A 20,131-nucleotide genomic window follows, 5' to 3' on the forward strand; every position below is an offset into this window, starting at 1 on the left:
TTATAGCCGTTAAATAAGCAGGTGACATAGGCAAGGATTTATTGATATTTATCACCTCGCTCGCTGACAACACTGCTATTGCTTACTTAGCGGCTTTTTTTGCTTGCTTAGCGTTTTTCTTCACTTGTTTCTTAGCTTTGGCTTTTTTCTGCGAGTTAGTGAGTTTAAGTTTTACCTTTTTATTGACCACACGCGATTCTTTGTGCTGTGGACGTAAATCTTGAATAACACGACGTGGTAGACGTTCTTTGGTATAACGCTCTATTTTACCAATAACAGCCATATCGTGTGCTTCAACTAAGGAAATAGCAGTTCCTTTGTTACCGGCACGACCTGTGCGGCCAATACGGTGAATATAAATATCAACCTTGCGTGGCATATCAAAATTAATGACATGCGTTATGTTGTCTATATCTAAACCGCGGGCGGCAACATCGGTTGCCACTAATACTTTAATTTCGCCACTTTTAAAACGTGAAATAGCTTTGTTACGTTTATCTTGTGGCATTTTACCTTCTAGCCAAACACAAGGTAACTCTTCCGCATAAAGTTTACCGGAAAGGTATTGTACAGTTTCCCGTTTATTAGCAAAAACGACGGTACGCTCAACACCTTCTTGCTTAAGAATATTGACTAACATATTGAGTTTATGGTGTGAGTCATCAGCTAGGTGTAGCCATTGGTGAATGATGGCTTTCTCTTTACGTGATGGGTTTGACTCTAAAAATATAGGATCGTCTAGTACTTCTTTGGCAAAACCTAGTACACCAGCACCTTCTAAGGTTGCTGAAAATAGCATGGTTTGTTTACGCCAGCGAGCTTCAGCAACAATGCGGTTGATGGCCTCACTAAAACCAGTATCGAGCATGCGATCGGCTTCATCTAAAACAAGAATTTCAATGTCACGGGCATCAAACTGCTCGTTTTCAATATATTCTAATAATCGACCTGGCGTTGCCACTAAGATATCTGTTGTCGTTGTTAGGATATCTGTATGACTGCCGTAGTTAACGCCACCCGTTATCACACCCGTTTTTATTTTAGTTAGCTCGGTAATTTGCTTACAGTCTTCACCAATTTGAATCGCTAACTCTCGTGTCGGGGTTAATATTAATACCCGAGGAAAGCCCGGTTGAGTACGCGGGTAGTCTAATAAATGTTGAGCAATAGGCAGTAAAAAGGCGGCGGTTTTACCCGTACCGGTCGGGGCTGATGCTAGTATATCTTTGCCGGCCATCGCCTCAGGGATCACTAGATCTTGAATTGAGGTAGGCTTGGTATAACCAAGTTTTTTGATACTGGCTAATAATTCTGAGTCTAGATCGAATTGCTCAAACATAGGGGATAATTCACTAAGAGTTAATAATACCAATTCCATTAAATAAGTGATCTTTTTTTGTCGGGAAAATTGCCAAATACCAAGCATTCATTTAAATAACTAGTTGTGCTAATTATTAAATAAATAACGAAGTCCTTGGTTATTTTAACCCGTAGAAATGACTCATTAATGTGTGAGATTGGTATAATGATAATATGGCGACAATTATAGTGTTTTTAGGCCTTGCTGTAACTAATTATCGCAAGGGCTAAATAAATTGCCGAGGAAACTATTATGGAGTAAATGCGGATTGCTAAAGTAAGCTGCTGTACTCAAGTAATACTTGCTCACACCAAGTATCTAAACGGTCATCGGTTAAATTGTATTGGCTATCTTCATCTAACGACAGACCAACAAATAGCTCGCCATCAGCTGTTAATGCTTTTGATGCGGTAAATTCATAGCCTTGAATTGGCCAATAACCGATTGTTTTTGCCCCTTGTACAAGTACTTGTTCGTGTAACATACCCAGAGCATCTTGAAACCATTCGCTGTAACCAATTTGATCACCCATACCATATAAAGCAATAATCTTATCGGAAAGGTCTAATTGATTAATATCACTCCAAATAGATTCCCAGTCTTCTTGTATCTCACCGTAATCCCAAGTGGAGATACCAAAAATAATAAAGTCATAATCCAAGCACAGCGCTAAAGACTGATCTTTGATATTAACGATATCAACCAGATCGGCACCAATTAAGGCCTGAATTTTTTCGGCGATTATCTCGGTATAACAAGTGGTTGAGCCATAAAACAAACCAATTTTCATTTTTCTATTTCCAAATTTTATTATATATCCGCTCTATTTCAAGATAGATGTTCAGGAACATAGAGCCATTTCACTGGGATTTTAGCAAAAACATTTATCTTTGTTTACCAGTTAATTCACTATACTCGCTATTTTAAGTTGCAAATAAAGTCCTATGGCTGTAATTTCCTTGCTTAAAATTAGGTCTATTCCAATGAGCAGGTATGTTAGGCTTGTTTTTATAGCTTTATTGCCATTACTTTATAGAAGTTATTTAAAGCTTTTTAGAATTTTGTTAGGAATTTTTTAGGAATAATTATGTATAAAACGTTCTTTTTTAGCGCCGTATTGGCTACGTTTACTTTAGCTTTATTTGTCCCCAGCGCCCATGTTGCAGCACAAGCGAATGTACCGGAAACATTAGCCAAGCCGGCAACTGACCCAAGTGTGCTTGATGTTGAAGCGTTAAAGGCAAAAATTAACCGCTCTTTAGGCTTAACCGTTGTTAAAGTTGAAAAAACACCGGTACCCGGCATCGCTATGCTTGTTACTAATCAAGGCTTGTATTATGCGAGCTATAACGGTGATTATTTCATTCAAGGTAAAATATATAGCTTAGGCAATGAAGTGAAAGACTTAGCCGAAGAGAGTTTGGCGAAAATTCGTCTTGAAGGTATCGAAAAATTTAAAGACGACATGATTGTTTATAAAGCAGACAATGAAAAATATGTGGTGACCGTGTTTACCGATATCACTTGTGGCTATTGCCGTAAAATGCATGCACAAATGGCGGATTACAATGCTCGTGGCATAACATTTCGTTACTTAGCGTATCCACGTGCAGGTATTAAAGACCGAACGGGAAATTTGAGTCAAGGCTTTAAAGATTTACGCTCAGTATGGTGTAGTGACGATACCGCTAAAGCGTTAACCAAAGCCAAATCAGGTAGTGGTATTGCCTATAGAATTTGTGAAGCGCCGATTGAAGCGCAGTTTAATTTTGGGCGCCAAATCGGTGTTAACGGTACACCGGCAATTATCTTATCAAATGGTATGATGATTCCAGGTTACCAACCGCCAGCACAATTAGAAGAGTTATTGAAAAATACTTAATTCATTTTTCAATGTGCCAGTAAATTGTCCTTTTAAAAGTACTTGTTGATTATCAGTAAGTACTTTTTTTATGTTGAAAATATGTCATAAGCGTTTCTTGTATTGAAACCATCATGAGAATAACCGAGACCGAATAGCATGAGTAAAAAAATTATTCGCCGAGCACAGGTCGCAACTGCTCATTTGCCAGATACTTTACCGGAAATCATAAAACAAATTTATGCCAGCCGAGGCATGAAATCTGCACAAGAACTTGAGCTTAATGTTGCTCGTTTACAAGGTATGACGGATGACACCGCGCTCATGGGCATGGACAAGGCCTGTCAATTATTACATCAAGCGCTATTAAGTAAAACAGCTATTGTTATTGTTGGTGATTTTGATGCCGATGGTGCTACTAGTACCGCCTTAATGATGATTGCGCTTAGTCTGTTTGGTAGTAACCATCATGATTTTATTGTGCCAAACCGTTTCGAATATGGTTATGGCTTAACCCCTGAAATTGTTGATATTGCTGCGCAGCAACAAGCACAAATGATAATTACCGTCGATAACGGCATTAGCTGTATTGCCGGTGTTAAACGCGCTAAAGATCTTGGCATGCAAGTGATTGTTACTGACCATCATTTACCTGGGCATACGTTACCCATTGCCGATGCCATTGTGAATCCGAATCAAGTGGGTTGTAATTTCCCCAGTAAAGCCCTTGCCGGTGTTGGTGTGGCATTTTACCTCATGTTAGGGTTAAGAAAGTATTGTCGCGAACGTAACTATTTTTCTGAGCAAGGAATTGCTGAGCCTAACATTGCTCAGTTATTGGATCTGGTTGCTTTAGGGACCGTGGCCGATGTGGTGTCACTTGATGCTAATAATCGTATTTTAGTTGACCAAGGTTTAAAACGTATTCGTGCGGGTCAAACACGGCCTGGCATTCAAGCATTGATAGAAATAGCCAATAAGAACCAGCAAAGGCTAGTTGCCAGTGACTTTGGCTTTGCCATAGCTCCAAGAATAAATGCCGCAGGACGGTTAGATGATATGTCTTATGGTATCAATTGTTTACTGGCTACTGACTTATCGACTGCTCGCGTAATGGCGGCAGAGCTTGATGACTTAAATAAAACCCGTCGAGAAATAGAACAGGGCATGCAAGTTGAAGCAGAGCGAGTGATGAACTCAGTTGACTTAGTTGGCGGTCTCAATCAAGAAAGTGAAGATAAGCCGCTACCTTTTGCTATAGCCTTATATCAAAAAGATTGGCACCAAGGGGTTATTGGTATTGTCGCCGGGCGACTAAAAGAAAAATGTCACCGTCCGTGTATTATTTTTGCTAATGCCAGCGATGATAGCGAGCAGGGTGACAATGCTGAAATTAAAGGCTCGGCGCGATCAATTCCTGGCTTACATATACGTGATTTACTCGAGCATATTGATAGCCAAAATCCGGGCTTAATTCTTAAGTTTGGTGGTCATGCCATGGCGGCTGGTTTATCGATTAAGCAAAAAGACTTTACTCAATTCAAGCAACAATTTAATGAATTGGCTGAAAAATGGCTAAAACCTGAAGACTTAGCGAGCATCATCCTTTCCGATGGTGAATTAAGTGCTGATCTGCTTACCCTTGAATTTGCCGAGCAATTACGAGAAGCCGGTCCTTGGGGACAAAATTTTCCTGAGCCTTTATTTGATGATACCTTCACCATAGTGCAGCAGCGAATTGTGGGGGAAAAACATTTGAAAATTGTGGTACAAAAAGACACGGCTCAAGGTAAACAAGTCTTTGATGGCATAGCTTTTAATGTTGATGTTAAAGCTTGGCCAAATGCCCAAGCGAAACAAGTTCACCTTGCTTACCGTCTGGATGTGAATGAATTCAGAGGTAAACGTACCGTGCAGTTGATGATTGAAGATATTAGGGTCGTTTAATATTAATTTGGCTCTGTTGTAGAACACTGTTGTCTATAATGTAACACACTGATTTAAAGGAAGATGTTGCTGATGTGATAAGAGCGAGCATCACAAGCATGGATGCTTGTGTTGAGCCCCATGGAAGGGTTTATGCGTCTCGCTCGTTTACTCAACAACACCAAACTACAACAGAGCCATTAATTTATAGATAATAAGGATTTACTAAGGACATAACTGAGGAGATAACTATGGAGCAAGCACTGGTCACTATTCCACTCACTAAACTTGCCATCGCTTTTATTCCCGTGGTACTGGTACTGCTTATTTTAGCTCGCTGGTCATTGCCACAAAAGCGGACCTTGCATGCACTAGTACGTATGTTAGTGCAGTTATTGTTAGTGGGTTATGTCTTAAGTTACCTATTTGCCAGCGACAATGCTTGGATTATTGGCTCCTTACTGCTAGTGATGGTGCTATTTTCAACTTACATAGCCTTAAATAATATAGAGTCACCGCAAAAGTCACTGTTTAGCAGTGCATTTTTGGCCATTTTTATCAGTAGCTTTATTGTTTTATTCGTTATTACCCAAGGAGTGTTGCATTTAGAACCTTGGCATCAAGCGAAAACCTTAGTGCCGCTGGCTGGCATGGTGTTTGCCAATGGCATGAATAGCGTCAGTTTATGTGGCGAGCGTTTTTATGCTGAACTTAACCGTGGTGAACCTTATCAAAAGTCACGTAATATTGCCTTTAAAGCGTCGATGATCCCTAATGTTAATGCCTTATTTGCCGTCGGTATTGTTTCTTTACCTGGCATGATGACCGGACAAATCCTTGCTGGCGTCTCGCCTTTTATCGCCGCGCGCTATCAAATTATGGTGATGTGTATGGTCTTTGCTTCGGCGGGATTAGCATCGGCGATATTTTTAGTCTTAAACAAAGCAAAGCCTCAATAATCTTATATTACTAAGTAATTATGACGGGTGATTAGCAAAGTTGTTATACAAAATAGCTATAAATAGTAACGATAAAAGTAACATAGCGTACTTGTTAGCCGTATATTTACCCCCTTATTTGCGTTACAATGCGCGACTATTTGTCTTTTGCTGTTCAATGCCGTCAAAGACTACACATTAAATTTATGTTTGAAGATTTATGTTTGAAACAAACCCAATATTAACCAAATTAAAAGAAATCCGTGCCCGCGCTAATTCACTTCGGGGGTACCTTTGACTACGATGTTAAAGCTGAACGTCTTGTTGAAGTTTCTCGCGAGTTAGAGCAACCAGAAATTTGGCATGATCCTGAGCGGGCTCAAGCTCTTGGTAAAGAGCGCAGCGCCTTAGAAGAAGTCGTTAATACCATAGTAGAACTTGAAACTGGTTGTGAAGATATTGCCGACTTAGTTGAATTAGCGGTGGAAGAAAAAGATCAAGAAACGTTTGATGAAGCTATTACTGAAGCCGATGCTTTAGATGCCATTTTGGCTAAATTAGAATTTCGCCGGATGTTTTCGGGCGAGCAAGACATAAATAATTGTTATTTAGATATTCAATCTGGCTCGGGTGGCACTGAAGCGCAAGATTGGGCCGAAATGCTGATGCGCATGTATCTACGTTGGGGTGATGCACACGGCTATAAAACAGAAGTCGTAGAAGTTACTGACGGTGATGTTGCCGGCATTAAAGGTTGTACTATTAAGTACACCGGTGAATATGCTTATGGTTGGCTGCGCACTGAAACAGGTGTACATCGACTGGTACGAAAATCACCGTTTGATTCCTCTGGTCGTCGTCATACCTCATTTGCCTCAGCATTTATTTACCCTGAAATTGACGACAGCATTGAAATTGAGATTAATCCTGCTGATATTCGTGTTGATACTTATCGTGCTTCGGGCGCAGGAGGCCAACATGTTAATAAAACTGACTCAGCGATTCGCATAACGCACATTCCTTCCGGTGCAGTAGTACAATGTCAAAGTGATCGTTCGCAACACAAAAACCGTGCCACAGCGATGAAGCTATTAAAAGCCAAGCTGTATGAAATTGAAATACAAAAACAAAATGCCGATAAGCAAGTGCTTGAAGATGGTAAGTCTGATATCGGCTGGGGCAGTCAAATTCGCTCTTATGTTTTAGACGATAGCCGCATTAAAGATTTACGCACTGGTGTTGAGAATAGAAATACTCAAGCCGTGCTAGACGGTGATATAGACAAGTTTTTAGAAGCCAGCTTAAAGTCTGGTTTGTAGCAACGGTTTTCCCGGATATTGAAAACAGAAGCAGAATGAACCAAACAAGCCGTGCTAGACGGTGATATTGATAAGTTTTTAGAAGCCAGCTTAAAGTCTGGTTTGTAGCAACGCTTTTCTCGGATATTGAAAACAGAAGCAGAATGAACCAAACAAGCCGTGCTAGACGGTGATATAGACAAGTTTTTAGCAGCCAGTTTAAAGTCTGGTTTGTAGTATTAAGCTAACAATAAAAGCTAACCACAAATAATTAATTAAATTGAAAAAATTAAAGATAACTTTGAGAAACTAACATGACAGATAAAGCTAAAAGTACACCCGTAGCACAAGATGAAAATAAACTGATTGCTGAGCGTCGGGTAAAGCTTGAAAAAATTCGCTCTAATTGTTCCGCGAATGGTTTTCCTAACGATTTCAATCGTGAACATTTAGCGGCTGATATTCAAGCTGAACATGGTGAAAAAACCAAAGAAGAACTTGAAGAACTACAGCTTACTTATGCTATTGCCGGTCGTATTATGGCAAAGCGCGGACCATTTTTAGTCATACAAGACGTGTCAGGTCGTATTCAAGGTTATGCTGAAAAAACCGTACAGAAAGAAATAAGAGCTAAATGGGGCTCGTTAGATATTGGTGACATTATTGGTATTAGAGGAATTTTACATAAATCAGGTAAAGGCGATCTTTACGTGAATATGAATGAATACTCATTGTTGACTAAATCACTGCGTCCATTACCTGAAAAATTTCATGGTTTGTCAGATCAAGAAACTAAATATCGTCAGCGTTATATTGATTTGATTATCAATGAAGAGACCCGTAATACCTTTAAAATGCGTTCAAAAATTATTTCAGGCATTCGACAGTTTTTAGTTGAACGTGATTTTATGGAAGTAGAAACGCCGATGCTACAAATCATACCCGGTGGCGCAACCGCTAAACCTTTTATGACCCATCACAATACCTTTGATCTTGATATGTATTTACGTATCGCCCCTGAGCTTAACTTAAAGCGTTTAGTGGTCGGTGGTTTTGAACGTGTATTTGAAATCAACCGTAGTTTCCGTAATGAAGGTATTTCAACCCGTCATAATCCTGAATTTACTATGATTGAATTTTATCAAGCGTATGCTGATTTCAATGATTTGATGAATTTAACCGAAGAAATGTTACGTACTGTTGCCCAAGATGTACTGGGTACAACGATGATTCGTAATACCGTTAAAAATTCTGATGGTGAAGTCATCGAAGAGAAATTTTACGATTTTGGCCAGCCATTTGTGCGTTTATCTATGGTCGACGCCATTTTAAAATACGGTAAAGAGCATCGCGCAGCTGAGCACCTTGATGAAGCCGCATTACGTGACCCGGAAAATAACTTTGCCGCGATTAAAGCCATGGCAAAAGCTGTGGGTGTTAAAGAAGGTGAGGCTGCTAAGTTATGGGGACCAGGCAAGTATATCTGTGAAATCTTTGAAGAAGTAGCAGAGCACTTATTGGATCAACCAACGTTCATTACCGAATACCCGTGGGAAGTTTCACCTCTTGCTCGTCGTAATGATAACAACTCATTTATTACCGACCGATTTGAATTCTTTGTTGGTGGTCGTGAAATAGCCAATGGGTTCTCAGAACTTAATGATGCTGAAGATCAAGCAGAGCGCTTTAAGAAACAAGTAGCAGAAAAAGATGCCGGTGATGATGAAGCTATGCATTATGATGCGGATTACATCATCGCCTTAGAATACGGTTTACCACCAACGGCCGGTGAAGGCATTGGTATTGATCGTTTAGTGATGTTGTTCACTGATTCACCAACCATTAAAGACGTGATTTTATTCCCACATATGCGCCCTGAAGCAGAGTAATAACGATGAGTTTATCTGTTAAAAGATAAAATTCAGTTAACGTAAAACTTAAAACCTGCTGTTTTTGCATTGTAAATGCTAAAACAGCAGGTTTTTTTTTAGCTGTTAATAAGCTATTAGAGTAAAATTTTGTACCAAGATAAAGAGTGCAATATCAATTGAATTTTACATTAAGTTAACAAGTTGATAGGGTAATGTTTATTGGCTTTTTATTACCGAACATTACAGCTTTCGGTTAAATTTAACCGTTTATTTGATAAAAATAGCCCGTTCGATAATAAGCTACTCTGTTATTTACCGTTTGTCCCCTTTTTTGACCGTTTATCATTTTTGAGCAAGGATGAATGTTTTTTTAAGTAAAATAGCGCTAAATAACGCTTCACTAATAATAACGCAAGGAATAATAATGTTAACAATAAAAAATTTATCCAAGACTTACGATAATGGAGTTAAAGCGATGGATAATATTACGCTGGAAATCCCGAAAGGCATGTTTGGTTTATTAGGCCCTAATGGTGCCGGTAAATCGTCATTAATGCGTACCATTGCTACCTTACAAGATGCTGATAGTGGCAGTATTACCTTTGATGGTATTGATGTTTTAAAAGACCCGCAAGCCTTACGCCAACGTTTGGGTTACTTGCCACAAGATTTTGGTGTTTATCCTCGTATTAGTGCTTATGAATTACTTGACCACCTGGCTATTTTAAAAGGTTTGAAAAACAAAGCAGAGCGTAAAGAAGCGGTAGAAGGTCTATTGGCACAAACGAACCTATATCAGCATAGAAAAAATGCCGTAAGTGGCTTCTCTGGTGGTATGCGCCAGCGTTTTGGTATTGCCCAAGCATTGCTTGGCGATCCTGACTTACTCATTGTAGATGAGCCGACCGCAGGTTTAGATCCAGAAGAGCGTAATCGTTTTCATAACTTATTAGTCGCCTTAGGTGAAGAAAAGGCCATTATATTATCAACACATATTGTTGAGGATGTTACCGAACTTTGCCCTAATATGGCGGTTTTAGCGTCAGGGAAAATTGTTTTACAAGGTAATCCCATCGAATTAACCAATAAACTCAATGGTCAAATCTGGCGTAAAGCGATTACGCAAGCCGATCTTGCCGCTATAGAAAAAGAATACAATGTTATTTCTAAGCGTTTATTTGCCGGGCAAACGGTTGTACATGTAATAGCAGAAAATGCCCCGTTCGGTTTTGAGGCTGCGCCGGTTAATTTAGAAGACGTTTATTTTTCTACATTAAATGAACATCGTGCAGCTACTCAATCCACTTCAACTCAGCCTGCTGCAGCACAGAAAAAAGTTGCTTAATTCAAGCAAAATAATGACAAGGAACTTATTATGTTAATGCAAATGTTTGCCTTTGAATGGCGCTACTTTACTCGACAGCCCTCTTTTTATGTTACTAGTTTGATTTTTTTCTTTCTGACCTTTTTTGCTACCATTAGTGAAAATATTCAGCTGGGTGGCGCTGGCAATGTTTTATATAACGGCCCTTTTGCTATTGCGCAAACCTTGTTGATCATGGGCTTGTTTGCCATGTTCTTAGTGGTAAATTTTGTTGCCAATACCGCAACCCGTAATGACAGCAGCAAGATGTCAGAGTTGCTTTATTCTAAACCGATAAACCCGCTTAGCTATCAACTAGGGCGTTTTTTAGGCTCTTTTGCCGTCGTTGCAACTGTTTTTGCTTTTGTGCCTTTAGGTATTTTAATCGGCACTTTATTGGGCGGTTTAGTTGGTTGGGTTGAGCCTGAGCGTTTAGGTGATACAAATTTAAGTTACTATTTTAGCGCGTATTTTTATCTATCTTTACCAACACTTTTGGTATTGTCGTGTTTCTTCTATGCTGTAGCTATTAAATTTCGTTCTATGATGGCGGTTTATCTCTCTGCCGTAGGCCTATTTGTTCTTTATTCTGTCTCAGGGCAGCTTTTAGATGCACCAGAATACCGCACCATAGCCGCATTGCTTGATCCTTTTGCATTAAACTCTTTTGCTGAAATGACACGTTATTGGACCATGTTTGATAAGAATAATAGTGCCATTGAGTTAAGCGGCACCTTATTAGAAAACCGCTTACTGTGGTTGACTATTTCGGTATTTATACTGGCAGTCTTTGGTGGTTTTAGGTCTAAGGTAGGTTTATCTAGCGCTAAAGTAAAAAAAATCAGTAAAAAGGCACAGAAAAAAGCAGCACAGCAAACGTTAATGCAAAATGAAAAAATCCCTCAATTATTAAACAATAATATTGCCACTAAAAGTGTGGGTATTCAAACCGCCGCGCATTTACGTTTACGTATTATATTTGAAATAAAACAAGTTGTATTCAGTGCAGCTTTTGTCGTACTTGCCTTAATTACTATGGTTATGCTTATCTCAATACTTATGAGTTCTCTAGGCAGCTATGGCACGCCTAACTGGCCATTAACGCAAACTATGGTTGAGTTTATCGCTGGCTCGACAAGTTTACTAATGATGATAGTACTGGCTTATTACAGTGCTGAAATTGTTTGGCGTGAACGTGATTCAGGTATGGGCGACATTGTTGATTCAATGCCGGTTCATAATATCACTTTTTGGTTATCGAAAATTATAGCTATTAGTTTGGTCTTAGCCTTACTTTATCTCTGTGGTATTGTGGTTACTGTACTTAATCAAGTATTGCAAGGTCATCAACACATTGAGTTATCGCAATATATTTTGCGCTTAGGTTACATCAATTTAGTGCCTTTTGTTTTCACCGCCGTTTTGGCCTTTTTCTTACAAGTGATTAGCTCAAATAAATATATTGGCATGTTGCTGTTTGTACTATTTATTATCAGTTCAATGACACTAAGCAGTTTAGGTTTTAGCCATAACATGTTTCAATTTGGCGCGGCACCACAAGTTTTGTATTCGGACATTAATGGTTATGGGCACTTTTTAACCAGTCATCATTGGTATATGTTTTATTGGAGCGGTTTAACGTTAGTCTTCGCCTGTTTAACTTATGCTTTATGGCATAGAGGGCCGGCGCAATCATTAAAAACTCGTGTTAAAAATATTTCTTATCACTTATCAACTTCAGGCAAAGCCATTATTACGCTAGGCTTAATTATTTTTATCGGTGCAGGCAGTGTTATTCACTACAATACCCGTGTCCTTAATGACTTTGTTATTGCCGATGATATCGATGATAACCGTGCCGCATATGAGCATAAGTACGTGGGCGAACTTAATGCGACTATTCCAACCATCACTAAAGTACATGCGAAAGTGGATATTTATCCAAGTAAACGCCGTATTGAAGCGGTAGCCGAATTAAGTTTAACCAATACTAGCGATCAGCCCATCACTAAATTTTTAGTAGCAAAACCTGACCATAGTAAACAATGGTCGGTGGAGATTGAAGGTGGGATTTTAGGTGAATTAGATGAAGAGTTTGATACAGCATGGTTTACTTTTACTGAGCCGCTATTGCCAGGTGAAGTACGTGAGGGCAAGTTAACGGTTACCCGTGTCCATCAAGGATTTAGTGAAAGCAATGGCGATTTTGCTTTAGTGCACAATGGTACTTTTATTGACAACTTAGCTTTATTTCCAAACTTTGGCTATCAACAGGGCTGGCAGTTAAGCGATCGCCATAAGCGTCGTCAGCATGATTTAGCGCCATTACAGCGCGCCAATAAACTCGAAGATAAACGGTTTTATAATGAAAGTAACCTTGGTAGTGGCATAGGTTTTATTGACTTTGAAGCGACCATTTCAACGGTAGCCGATCAATTTGCTATCGCGCCAGGTTACTTGCAAAGCGAAACGCTGCAAGATGGTCGCCGTACCTTTCATTATAAAATGGACGCGCCTATGGTGAACTATTACTCTTTTATGTCAGCAAAGTTAGAGTCGAAAAAAGAGCAGTATAAAGGCATAGATATTGAGGTTTATTATCATAAAAATCACGCTATGAACGTTGATCGCATGATGGAATCAGTACGTGATTCGATTGATTATTTTAGTGAAAATTTTGGTCCTTATCAACACAAACAAATGCGTATAATCGAATACCCAGGTTATCGCAGTTTTGCGCAAAGTTTTGCTAATACCGTGCCTTTTTCTGAAAAAATGGGCTTTATTAAAGACTTACGCGATCCGAACAATATTGATATGGCTTATTATGTTACCGCACATGAAGTTGCCCATCAGTGGTGGGGACATCAAGTGGGCGCAGCTAATGTACAAGGCAGTGCGATTATCTCTGAAACCTTGTCGCAATATAGCGCGTTAATGGTGATGGAGAAAAAATACGGCCAGAATAACCTGCGTAAATTTTTAAAATACGAGTTAGATAAATACCTTAGCGGGCGCAGTAGTGAAGCGTTAGCAGAAATGCCTTTATACCGTAGTGAGGGGCAGCAATATATTCATTATAACAAGGGCTCTATCGTCATGATGGCACTTAAAGACAGATTAGGTGAGCAGCGTTTAAATAACGCCTTACATAACTTTCTTAATGAATTTAAGTATCAAAGTACGCCGTATCCAACCACCTTAGATTTAATGGCTTACCTTAATCAAGATACTGATGCACAAGAAAAGCGCTTTATTAGCGACTTGTTTGAGCATATTAGTTTATATGATTTAAAAACTACCGATGTGCAAGTGGTTGCTGTTACTGATATTGAAGATACTTTTGATGTCACCTTAACCATTGAAGCAGCACTGATGCGCGCCGATGGTCAAGGCAAAGAAACCGAAGTTGATTTTAGTGATAAAATTGATATTGGTTTATTTAGCGCTGATCCTGATGATTTAACGGCACAAAATTTTGTTTTATATCTTGCTAAACATCAGATCAAAACAGGTACCAACAAAATAACAGTGCGAGTCAAAGGTAAGCCTAAATTTGCCGGTGTAGATCCTTTTATTCGCCTAGTGGATAGAGATAGTGCAGATAATATTTTCCGCTTGTAATTTACAATTGATTGAATATTAATTATAAACCAGTAAGGAGGCAACTCTTGCTGGTTTATTTTTATCGTTCCCGTAATCTTAGGCGAGCGGGATGAAAAATGTAGCGGTTTAAGTTGTTCATTAGATAATTTTCATCGCGGCTATACCCGCGTTATTGTTTTTAATTTATCAGTATCACAATGTTTACAGTCTATTTAACATTTCGGTGTTTATTAAATAAATAATAAATGCCTTCACCTCTATTTTTCTTGTGCGTTATTGCGTAAATTAGTGCTCTCATCATAAGGCAAAGACCTTCATCAATTATTATAAAAATAATTTCGCAAAATATTTCGGGGAAAAGAATGGGTGTTTCAAGAGGCGGCTTTAGTTCGCGTTTCGGTTTTATTATGGCCGCGGCAGGCTCTGCTGTTGGCTTAGGTAATATTTGGGGCTTTCCCACGCAAACAGCAAGCAATGGTGGTGCTGCCTTTGTTTTAGTGTACTTAGTGTTAGCATTTTGTTTAGCTTACCCTGCCTTTATGGCTGAGTTGTTAATTGGTCGTTATGGTCAAGCTAATGCGGTAACCAGTATGCAAAAAATGTCACGTAATTTATGGCAAAAACGTTTTGCCTTTGTTATCGGATTTGGTGGCATTATTTGCGCGGCACTTATTTTAAGCTTTTATGGTATTTTAGCTGGTTGGATGATGGCCTATGCAATTGAACCCATCAGCAAATTACTTGGTTTTCAGCAAGCCGCAAGTTGGTTAACGGTACAATCAGTGCCTCGAGACTTAATATTCAGCGCATTATTTATGATGTTAACCATAGGGATAATTCGCCGTGGTGTTGAGCAGGGTATTGAAAAGTGGTCAAAACGTTTGATGCCAATGTTAATCGGTTTGCTTATTTTATTGATCATCTATGTCTTTACCTTAGATGGTGCTCGCGAGGGCTTTAATGCCTACTTAAATCCAGATTTTTCTCGAGTGTTGGAACCTGATCTTTTAATTAGTGCCTTAGGGCAAGCATTTTTCTCTTTGTCACTGGGTACTAGCGTGATGATTATTTACGGCTCTTATATTGCTAAAAAAGAGAACTTAGTGACACTTGCTGCCCAAGTCACTTTAATTGATGTCTCTATTGCCTTTTTAGCAGGCTTATTAATTATCCCTGCTATGTATGTTGCACAGGCGCAAGGGGTGGCAATTTTTGCCGAGGATGGCAGTTTAATATCGGGTCCTAACTTAGTCTTTGATGTATTACCTAGCTTATTTGCTGGTATGGGTGATATTGGTGTATTTGTCGCTTTTGCCTTTTTTGTTTTAATGTCTATAGCGGCATTAACGTCATCAATTTCTATGTTAGAGGGGCCAGTATCTTTTGTGGTTGAACGTCATAATATTGAACGTAAAAAAGCCACTACAGTAATAGGTATCAGTATTTTACTGTTAAGCGCAATAATCGTGGTAAATTTTGATTTGTTATTTGGTTTGGTGATCAATGTTTCTACGGTATACGGTCAACCTATTATTGCCATGTTATGTTGTATTTTTGTTGGTTGGATTTGGTATAGAAATGAAATTTTAGCGGAAATCAAGCAAGGTAATGAAGATGTCGAGCACAGTTTCTTCTGGAAAATCTGGCCTTGGTATACCAAGTTTGTCTGTCCGACAGCGATTGGTCTAGTTTTTTGGCATTCGTTATAGAAAATTGCGCGATTAGTTTATATTCAAGATAAGCCGCCTACGATTTATTGATAATCTGTAGGCGGGAACTTGTTCGCGCTAAAGCCTTGGCCAGTTTAACTGCCAAGGTTTTTTTATTGTCGTTAACTGGTCATTAACTGCTGCGTTTAAGTAAAACTCGCCTTTTGTCGGTAGCGAAGTAAACTCGAAGTCTTCGCCTAAATAGCTAAACTTGAGCGCATAGGCATGTAGATAGCCTTGGTGCTTTTGTTACTTACGATGAGTTCGTTTGTCCGACCGCTATTGGTCTAGTTTTTTGGCATTCGTTATAGAAAATTGCGCGATTAGTTTATATTCAAGATAAGCCGCCTACGATTTATTGATAATCTGTAGGCGGGAACTTGTTCGCGCTAAAGCCTTGGCCAGTTTAACTGCCAAGGTTTTTTTATTGTCGTTAACTGGTCATTAACTGCTGCGTTTAAGTAAAACTCGCCTTTTGTCGGTAGCGAAGTAAACTCGAAGTCTTCGCCTAAATAGCTAAACTTGAGCGCATAGGCATGTAAATAGCCTCGGTCTGCTGTCGATGTGCTGTAATAAAGTGGGTCGCCAACAATGGGCGCACCTATACTAGCAAGGGCGACACGTAATTGATGGGTTTTTCCTGAATGGGGTTTAAGCAAGTATAACCGTTGTTTGTTGGCTATGCTGAATGATAAAAATTGGGTAATGGCAGGGTTTTTCATGGTGCGTAATAGCTTGAACATACCGCGCCGGCTTTTTGCCATATCACCTTTAATTAAGCCCTGTTTTTTACTGGGTTTTTTGTCGCTAATGGCTAGGTAATATTTTTCAATATCGTGGTCATTAAAAAGCCGACCAAAGGTTTGTGCACAGGCTAGGTTTTTTGCAAAGATAACCAGCCCTGAAGTCATTTTATCGAGTCGATGTACGGGATAGAGATCTGCATTTTTATTTTGCTTTTTTAACTGGCTCTTTACCCGAGAAAAAAGCCCTGAGCCAAGTTCGCCTTCATCATGAAAGTTGCTGCCAGGGTATTTATCAACAACAATAAAATCATGATGTTCTGCAATAGTTTGATACATTTAAATAGCCCCTTGGTGATTATGTTTGCTATGATAATTCAAACTCTTAGATTTTACTCTTTTTACAGGATGTTATTTTGCGACAATCTTTTCAAAAGCACTTTTCTGCCCAAATACTAGATAAATTTAAATCTACATTTAAAGTCACGGCAATAGCCGCTAGCACAGCCTTATTATTTGCTTGTAGTAGCCAAGAAACGACCACTTTACCCGCGGGTGTTAGTTTGGTTGAAACGGTAATTGCTCAGCAAGATGTTATTAATATTCCTTTTAAAAAATATAAGTTAGCCAATGGTTTAACGGTAATTTTACACCAAGATAATTCAGATCCTTTAGTACATGTTGATGTCACCTACCATGTCGGCTCAGGACGTGAGCAACTAGGTAAGTCAGGTTTTGCTCATTTCTTTGAGCATATGATGTTTCAAGGTTCACAAAATGTTGCCGATGAGCAGCATTTTAAAGTGGTTACACAAAGTGGTGGCGACCTAAATGGTACAACTAACTCGGATCGTACCAACTATTTTGAAACCGTACCGAAAAACCAATTAGAAAAAATGTTATGGCTTGAGTCTGACCGTATGGGTTTTTTGCTTGAAGCCATCACGCCAGAAAAATTTGAGATACAACGTGCGACAGTAAAAAATGAGCGTGGCCAAAATGTTGATAATCGTCCCTATGGCCGATTAAATGAAACCATAAATCAAATGATTTTCCCACGCGAACATCCTTATTCATGGCCGGTCATTGGTTATATGTCTGATCTTGACCGTGGCACAGTAAGCGATTTAAAAGAGTTTTTCTCTCGTTGGTACGGACCTAATAATGCGGTACTGACTATCGGTGGTGATATCGATGAAGCACAAACCCTTGCTTGGGTGAATAAATATTTTGGCGGACTAAATGCCGGCCCCGCAGTAGAAAATGTTGCAAAAACATCAGTAACACTGAGTGAAAATCGTTATTACTCTTTTACCGATAATGTCTCTTTACCATTACTTTATATTAGTTTTCCCACCGTTTATGGTATGCATGAAGATGAACCAGCCTTGGATGTCTTAGCCAATATATTAGGCAACGGGCCAACGTCACTACTTTATAAAAACTTAGTAAAATCTGGCATTGCTGTGCAAGCAGGGGCAAGCCACCCATGTCGTGAACTAGCTTGTCAAATGAGCTTTTTTGCTCTACCAAATCCACAACAAGGTTTATCATTGGCAAAAATTGAGCAAGTGATTAATGATACTCTGCTTGAGTTTGAACAACGTGGTGTTAATGCCGATGATTTATTAAAAACCAAAGTGGGTATTGAAACCGGTACTATTTATGGCTTGCAAAGTGTTTCTGGTAAAGTCTCTAACTTAGCGCATTATCAAACTATGTTAGGTGATGCTAATTACACCGCGCAGCAAGTCGATCGTTATAATAATGTAAGCAAAGCCGATGTCATGCGAGTCTTTAAAAAGTATATCCAGGGTAAAGGTGCCGCGATATTGTCGATAGTGCCACATGGGCAAGAAAAGCTAATCGCGAAAACAAACAACTTTACTCTGCCTGATGTCAGTAAACCACCAACGCTGGCTCAACTTGATACAGCACTGATGAAAAACACCAGTGACTTTGATCGTAGTGTTATGCCAACATCTGGGCCTAATCCACAAATTACCGTCCCCACTTTATGGCGGGAAACGTTTGCTAATGGCATTGAAATCATAGCCACTAAAAACAGTGAAACACCCACCGTTAGTTTGTTATTAAGCCTTGATGGCGGTGTCTTACTTGATTCAGTCGACAAAGCCGGCTTAGCCAGTTTAACAGCTAGTTTGATGAATGAGGGCACAACGGTACGCAGCAAAGAAGAGCTATCGAATGAACTGGCAAAACTTGGTAGTGATATTTCTATTGGCGCAAGCGGGCGTAATACCTATATTAAAGTTAATAGCTTGGTGAAAAATCTTGATGCGACTCTAGCGTTAATGAATGAAATGATGTTTAAACCTGCTTTTGCGCAAGCTGATTTTGATAGAGTTAAAAATCAGTTAATAGAAGGCTTACGACAAGGTAATAAAGATGCGCGTACTCTAGCCAGCAGAGCATTAAAGCAAGTCACTTACGGCAAAGATAATCGTTTTGGCTTAGCTGACAGCGGTACCATAACGACAGTATCAGCGATATCTCTTGAAGATATTAAAGGCTTCTATCAAACATATTTTTCTCCGGCTAAGGCGAGCCTAGTGGTTGTGGGTGATATTGATAAAGCTGACTTGTTAGCGAAATTGACTACTTTGCAAGCTTGGCAGGGTAAAGATTACACCATAGCTGGTGATTATCAATTCCCCGCAGTGACACCAAATAAATTATATTTTGTTGATTTACCAGATGCCAGCCAATCTGTGATCAAGCTATCACGTAGAGCGATGACTTATGATGCAACCGGTGAATACTTTAAAGCAACGTTAATGAATTACCCCTTAGGTAGCGCTTTTAATAGCCGTATCAATTTAAATTTACGTGAAGATAAAGGTTATACTTATGGCGCCTCAAGTTACTTCTCAGCCGGTAAAACGCTTGGCAGCTTCAGTGCTGGTGCTAGTGTTAAAAAAGAGCATACTTATGATGCTATGATTGAAATTGAAACAGAGCTGAAAAACTACCAACAACATGGTTTAACGGCAGATGAAGTTACCTTTATGCGTCAAGCTATTTCACAAAACGAAGCCTTAAGCTTTGAAACACCGAGTCAAAAAAGCGGCTTCTTAAGACAATTGTTACAATTTAACTTACCGGTTAATTATGGTGAGCAACAAGGTGAAATTATCAATAACATTACCCTTAAGCAATTAAATGCTATTGCAGCAAAAGAATTGGCAAAACCTATGCAATGGATTGTCGTTGGCGACGGTCAAGTAGTTAGGGCGCAATTAGAAGCACTTAATATTGAAGTGGTTGAACTGGAATTGGCCAAATAATATCAGTCCGCATAAAAAATAAAGCGGAATATATATAACATAGGTATTGAAAATCATTCAAAGACCCCTTATTTATATCGTATTAATAAGGGGTTTTTTTTATACCTCTTACTCGCTAAATGCTAAATTAAGCTAACGGTTAACCTAC

Annotated in this window: 12 protein-coding genes; 9 read left to right on the forward strand and 3 right to left on the reverse strand. The window is 39.2% G+C overall.

From position 1 onward, the window contains the following. Positions 1–82: 82 nt before the first annotated feature. Both srmB and fldB read right to left on the reverse strand, forming a co-directional pair. Entirely contained in the window at positions 83–1,339 is a 1,257-nt protein-coding gene (gene srmB / locus MTCD1_RS07550) for an ATP-dependent RNA helicase SrmB (RefSeq protein WP_057182107.1), read from the reverse strand. A 292-nt stretch (positions 1,340–1,631) separates the two neighbouring features. Further along, complete coding sequence (gene fldB / locus MTCD1_RS07555; RefSeq protein WP_057181897.1) at positions 1,632–2,150, reverse strand: flavodoxin FldB; 519 nt, start codon at positions 2,148–2,150, stop codon at positions 1,632–1,634. 297 nt (positions 2,151–2,447) lie between these two features. Between fldB and dsbC the strand changes: the two genes are divergently transcribed. The 8 genes from dsbC (at position 2,448) to MTCD1_RS07595 (ending at position 15,932) form a co-directional block, all read left to right on the forward strand. Beyond that, a complete protein-coding gene (gene dsbC / locus MTCD1_RS07560; protein WP_057181896.1) occupies positions 2,448–3,242 on the forward strand; it encodes a bifunctional protein-disulfide isomerase/oxidoreductase DsbC in 795 nt (264 codons plus the stop codon). Positions 3,243–3,380: 138 nt separating this feature from the next. Further along, on the forward strand, positions 3,381–5,168 hold the full coding sequence (gene recJ, locus MTCD1_RS07565) for a single-stranded-DNA-specific exonuclease RecJ (protein ID WP_057181895.1): 1,788 nt from the start codon (positions 3,381–3,383) through the stop codon (positions 5,166–5,168). Between the two features lie 230 nt (positions 5,169–5,398). Continuing rightward, positions 5,399–6,106: an ABC transporter permease gene (locus MTCD1_RS07570; RefSeq protein ID WP_057181894.1), complete on the forward strand. Its 708-nt coding sequence runs from the start codon at positions 5,399–5,401 to the stop codon at positions 6,104–6,106. A 199-nt stretch (positions 6,107–6,305) separates the two neighbouring features. Continuing rightward, a protein-coding gene (gene prfB, locus MTCD1_RS07575) for a peptide chain release factor 2 (protein ID WP_143760094.1) occupies positions 6,306–7,404 on the forward strand; the annotation gives its coding sequence in 2 pieces (ribosomal slippage) (positions 6,306–6,380 and positions 6,382–7,404; 1,098 coding nt in all). Between the two features lie 293 nt (positions 7,405–7,697). Next, entirely contained in the window at positions 7,698–9,272 is a 1,575-nt protein-coding gene (gene lysS / locus MTCD1_RS07580; RefSeq protein ID WP_057181893.1) for a lysine--tRNA ligase, read from the forward strand. A gap of 406 nt (positions 9,273–9,678) precedes the next feature. Beyond that, the gene (locus MTCD1_RS07585) at positions 9,679–10,599 is read left to right on the forward strand and encodes an ABC transporter ATP-binding protein (RefSeq protein ID WP_057181892.1); all 921 of its coding nucleotides are present in this window, start codon (positions 9,679–9,681) and stop codon (positions 10,597–10,599) included. 30 nt (positions 10,600–10,629) lie between these two features. Continuing rightward, complete coding sequence (locus MTCD1_RS07590) at positions 10,630–14,241, forward strand: ABC transporter permease/M1 family aminopeptidase (protein WP_057181891.1); 3,612 nt, start codon at positions 10,630–10,632, stop codon at positions 14,239–14,241. Positions 14,242–14,585: 344 nt separating this feature from the next. Then, positions 14,586–15,932, forward strand: a complete 1,347-nt coding sequence (locus MTCD1_RS07595) for a sodium-dependent transporter (protein ID WP_057181890.1) — start codon at positions 14,586–14,588, stop codon at positions 15,930–15,932. Positions 15,933–16,321: 389 nt separating this feature from the next. On the opposite strand, the gene MTCD1_RS07600 is transcribed toward MTCD1_RS07595, so the two are convergent. Beyond that, complete coding sequence (locus MTCD1_RS07600; protein ID WP_057181889.1) at positions 16,322–17,014, reverse strand: TIGR01621 family pseudouridine synthase; 693 nt, start codon at positions 17,012–17,014, stop codon at positions 16,322–16,324. A gap of 113 nt (positions 17,015–17,127) precedes the next feature. On the opposite strand from MTCD1_RS07600, the gene MTCD1_RS07605 reads away from it, so the two are divergent. Then, positions 17,128–19,983, forward strand: coding sequence for a M16 family metallopeptidase (locus MTCD1_RS07605; protein WP_057182102.1), 2,856 nt, complete (start codon positions 17,128–17,130; stop codon positions 19,981–19,983). Positions 19,984–20,131: the final 148 nt, after the last annotated feature.

The organism is Colwellia marinimaniae, from assembly GCF_002207865.1.
GTDB classification, from domain to species: Bacteria; Pseudomonadota; Gammaproteobacteria; order Enterobacterales; family Alteromonadaceae; genus Colwellia; species Colwellia marinimaniae.

Bases quoted from the DNA above. Each gene is read 5' to 3' on its own strand.
- srmB (WP_057182107.1), bottom strand. From the start codon at position 1,339: ATGTTTGAGCAATTCGATCTAGACTCAGAATTATTAGCCAGTATCAAA.
- fldB (WP_057181897.1), bottom strand. From the start codon at position 2,150: ATGAAAATTGGTTTGTTTTATGGCTCAACCACTTGTTATACCGAGATA.
- dsbC (WP_057181896.1), top strand. From the start codon at position 2,448: ATGTATAAAACGTTCTTTTTTAGCGCCGTATTGGCTACGTTTACTTTA.
- recJ (WP_057181895.1), top strand. From the start codon at position 3,381: ATGAGTAAAAAAATTATTCGCCGAGCACAGGTCGCAACTGCTCATTTG.
- MTCD1_RS07570 (WP_057181894.1), top strand. From the start codon at position 5,399: ATGGAGCAAGCACTGGTCACTATTCCACTCACTAAACTTGCCATCGCT.
- lysS (WP_057181893.1), top strand. From the start codon at position 7,698: ATGACAGATAAAGCTAAAAGTACACCCGTAGCACAAGATGAAAATAAA.
- MTCD1_RS07585 (WP_057181892.1), top strand. From the start codon at position 9,679: ATGTTAACAATAAAAAATTTATCCAAGACTTACGATAATGGAGTTAAA.
- MTCD1_RS07590 (WP_057181891.1), top strand. From the start codon at position 10,630: ATGTTAATGCAAATGTTTGCCTTTGAATGGCGCTACTTTACTCGACAG.
- MTCD1_RS07595 (WP_057181890.1), top strand. From the start codon at position 14,586: ATGGGTGTTTCAAGAGGCGGCTTTAGTTCGCGTTTCGGTTTTATTATG.
- MTCD1_RS07600 (WP_057181889.1), bottom strand. From the start codon at position 17,014: ATGTATCAAACTATTGCAGAACATCATGATTTTATTGTTGTTGATAAA.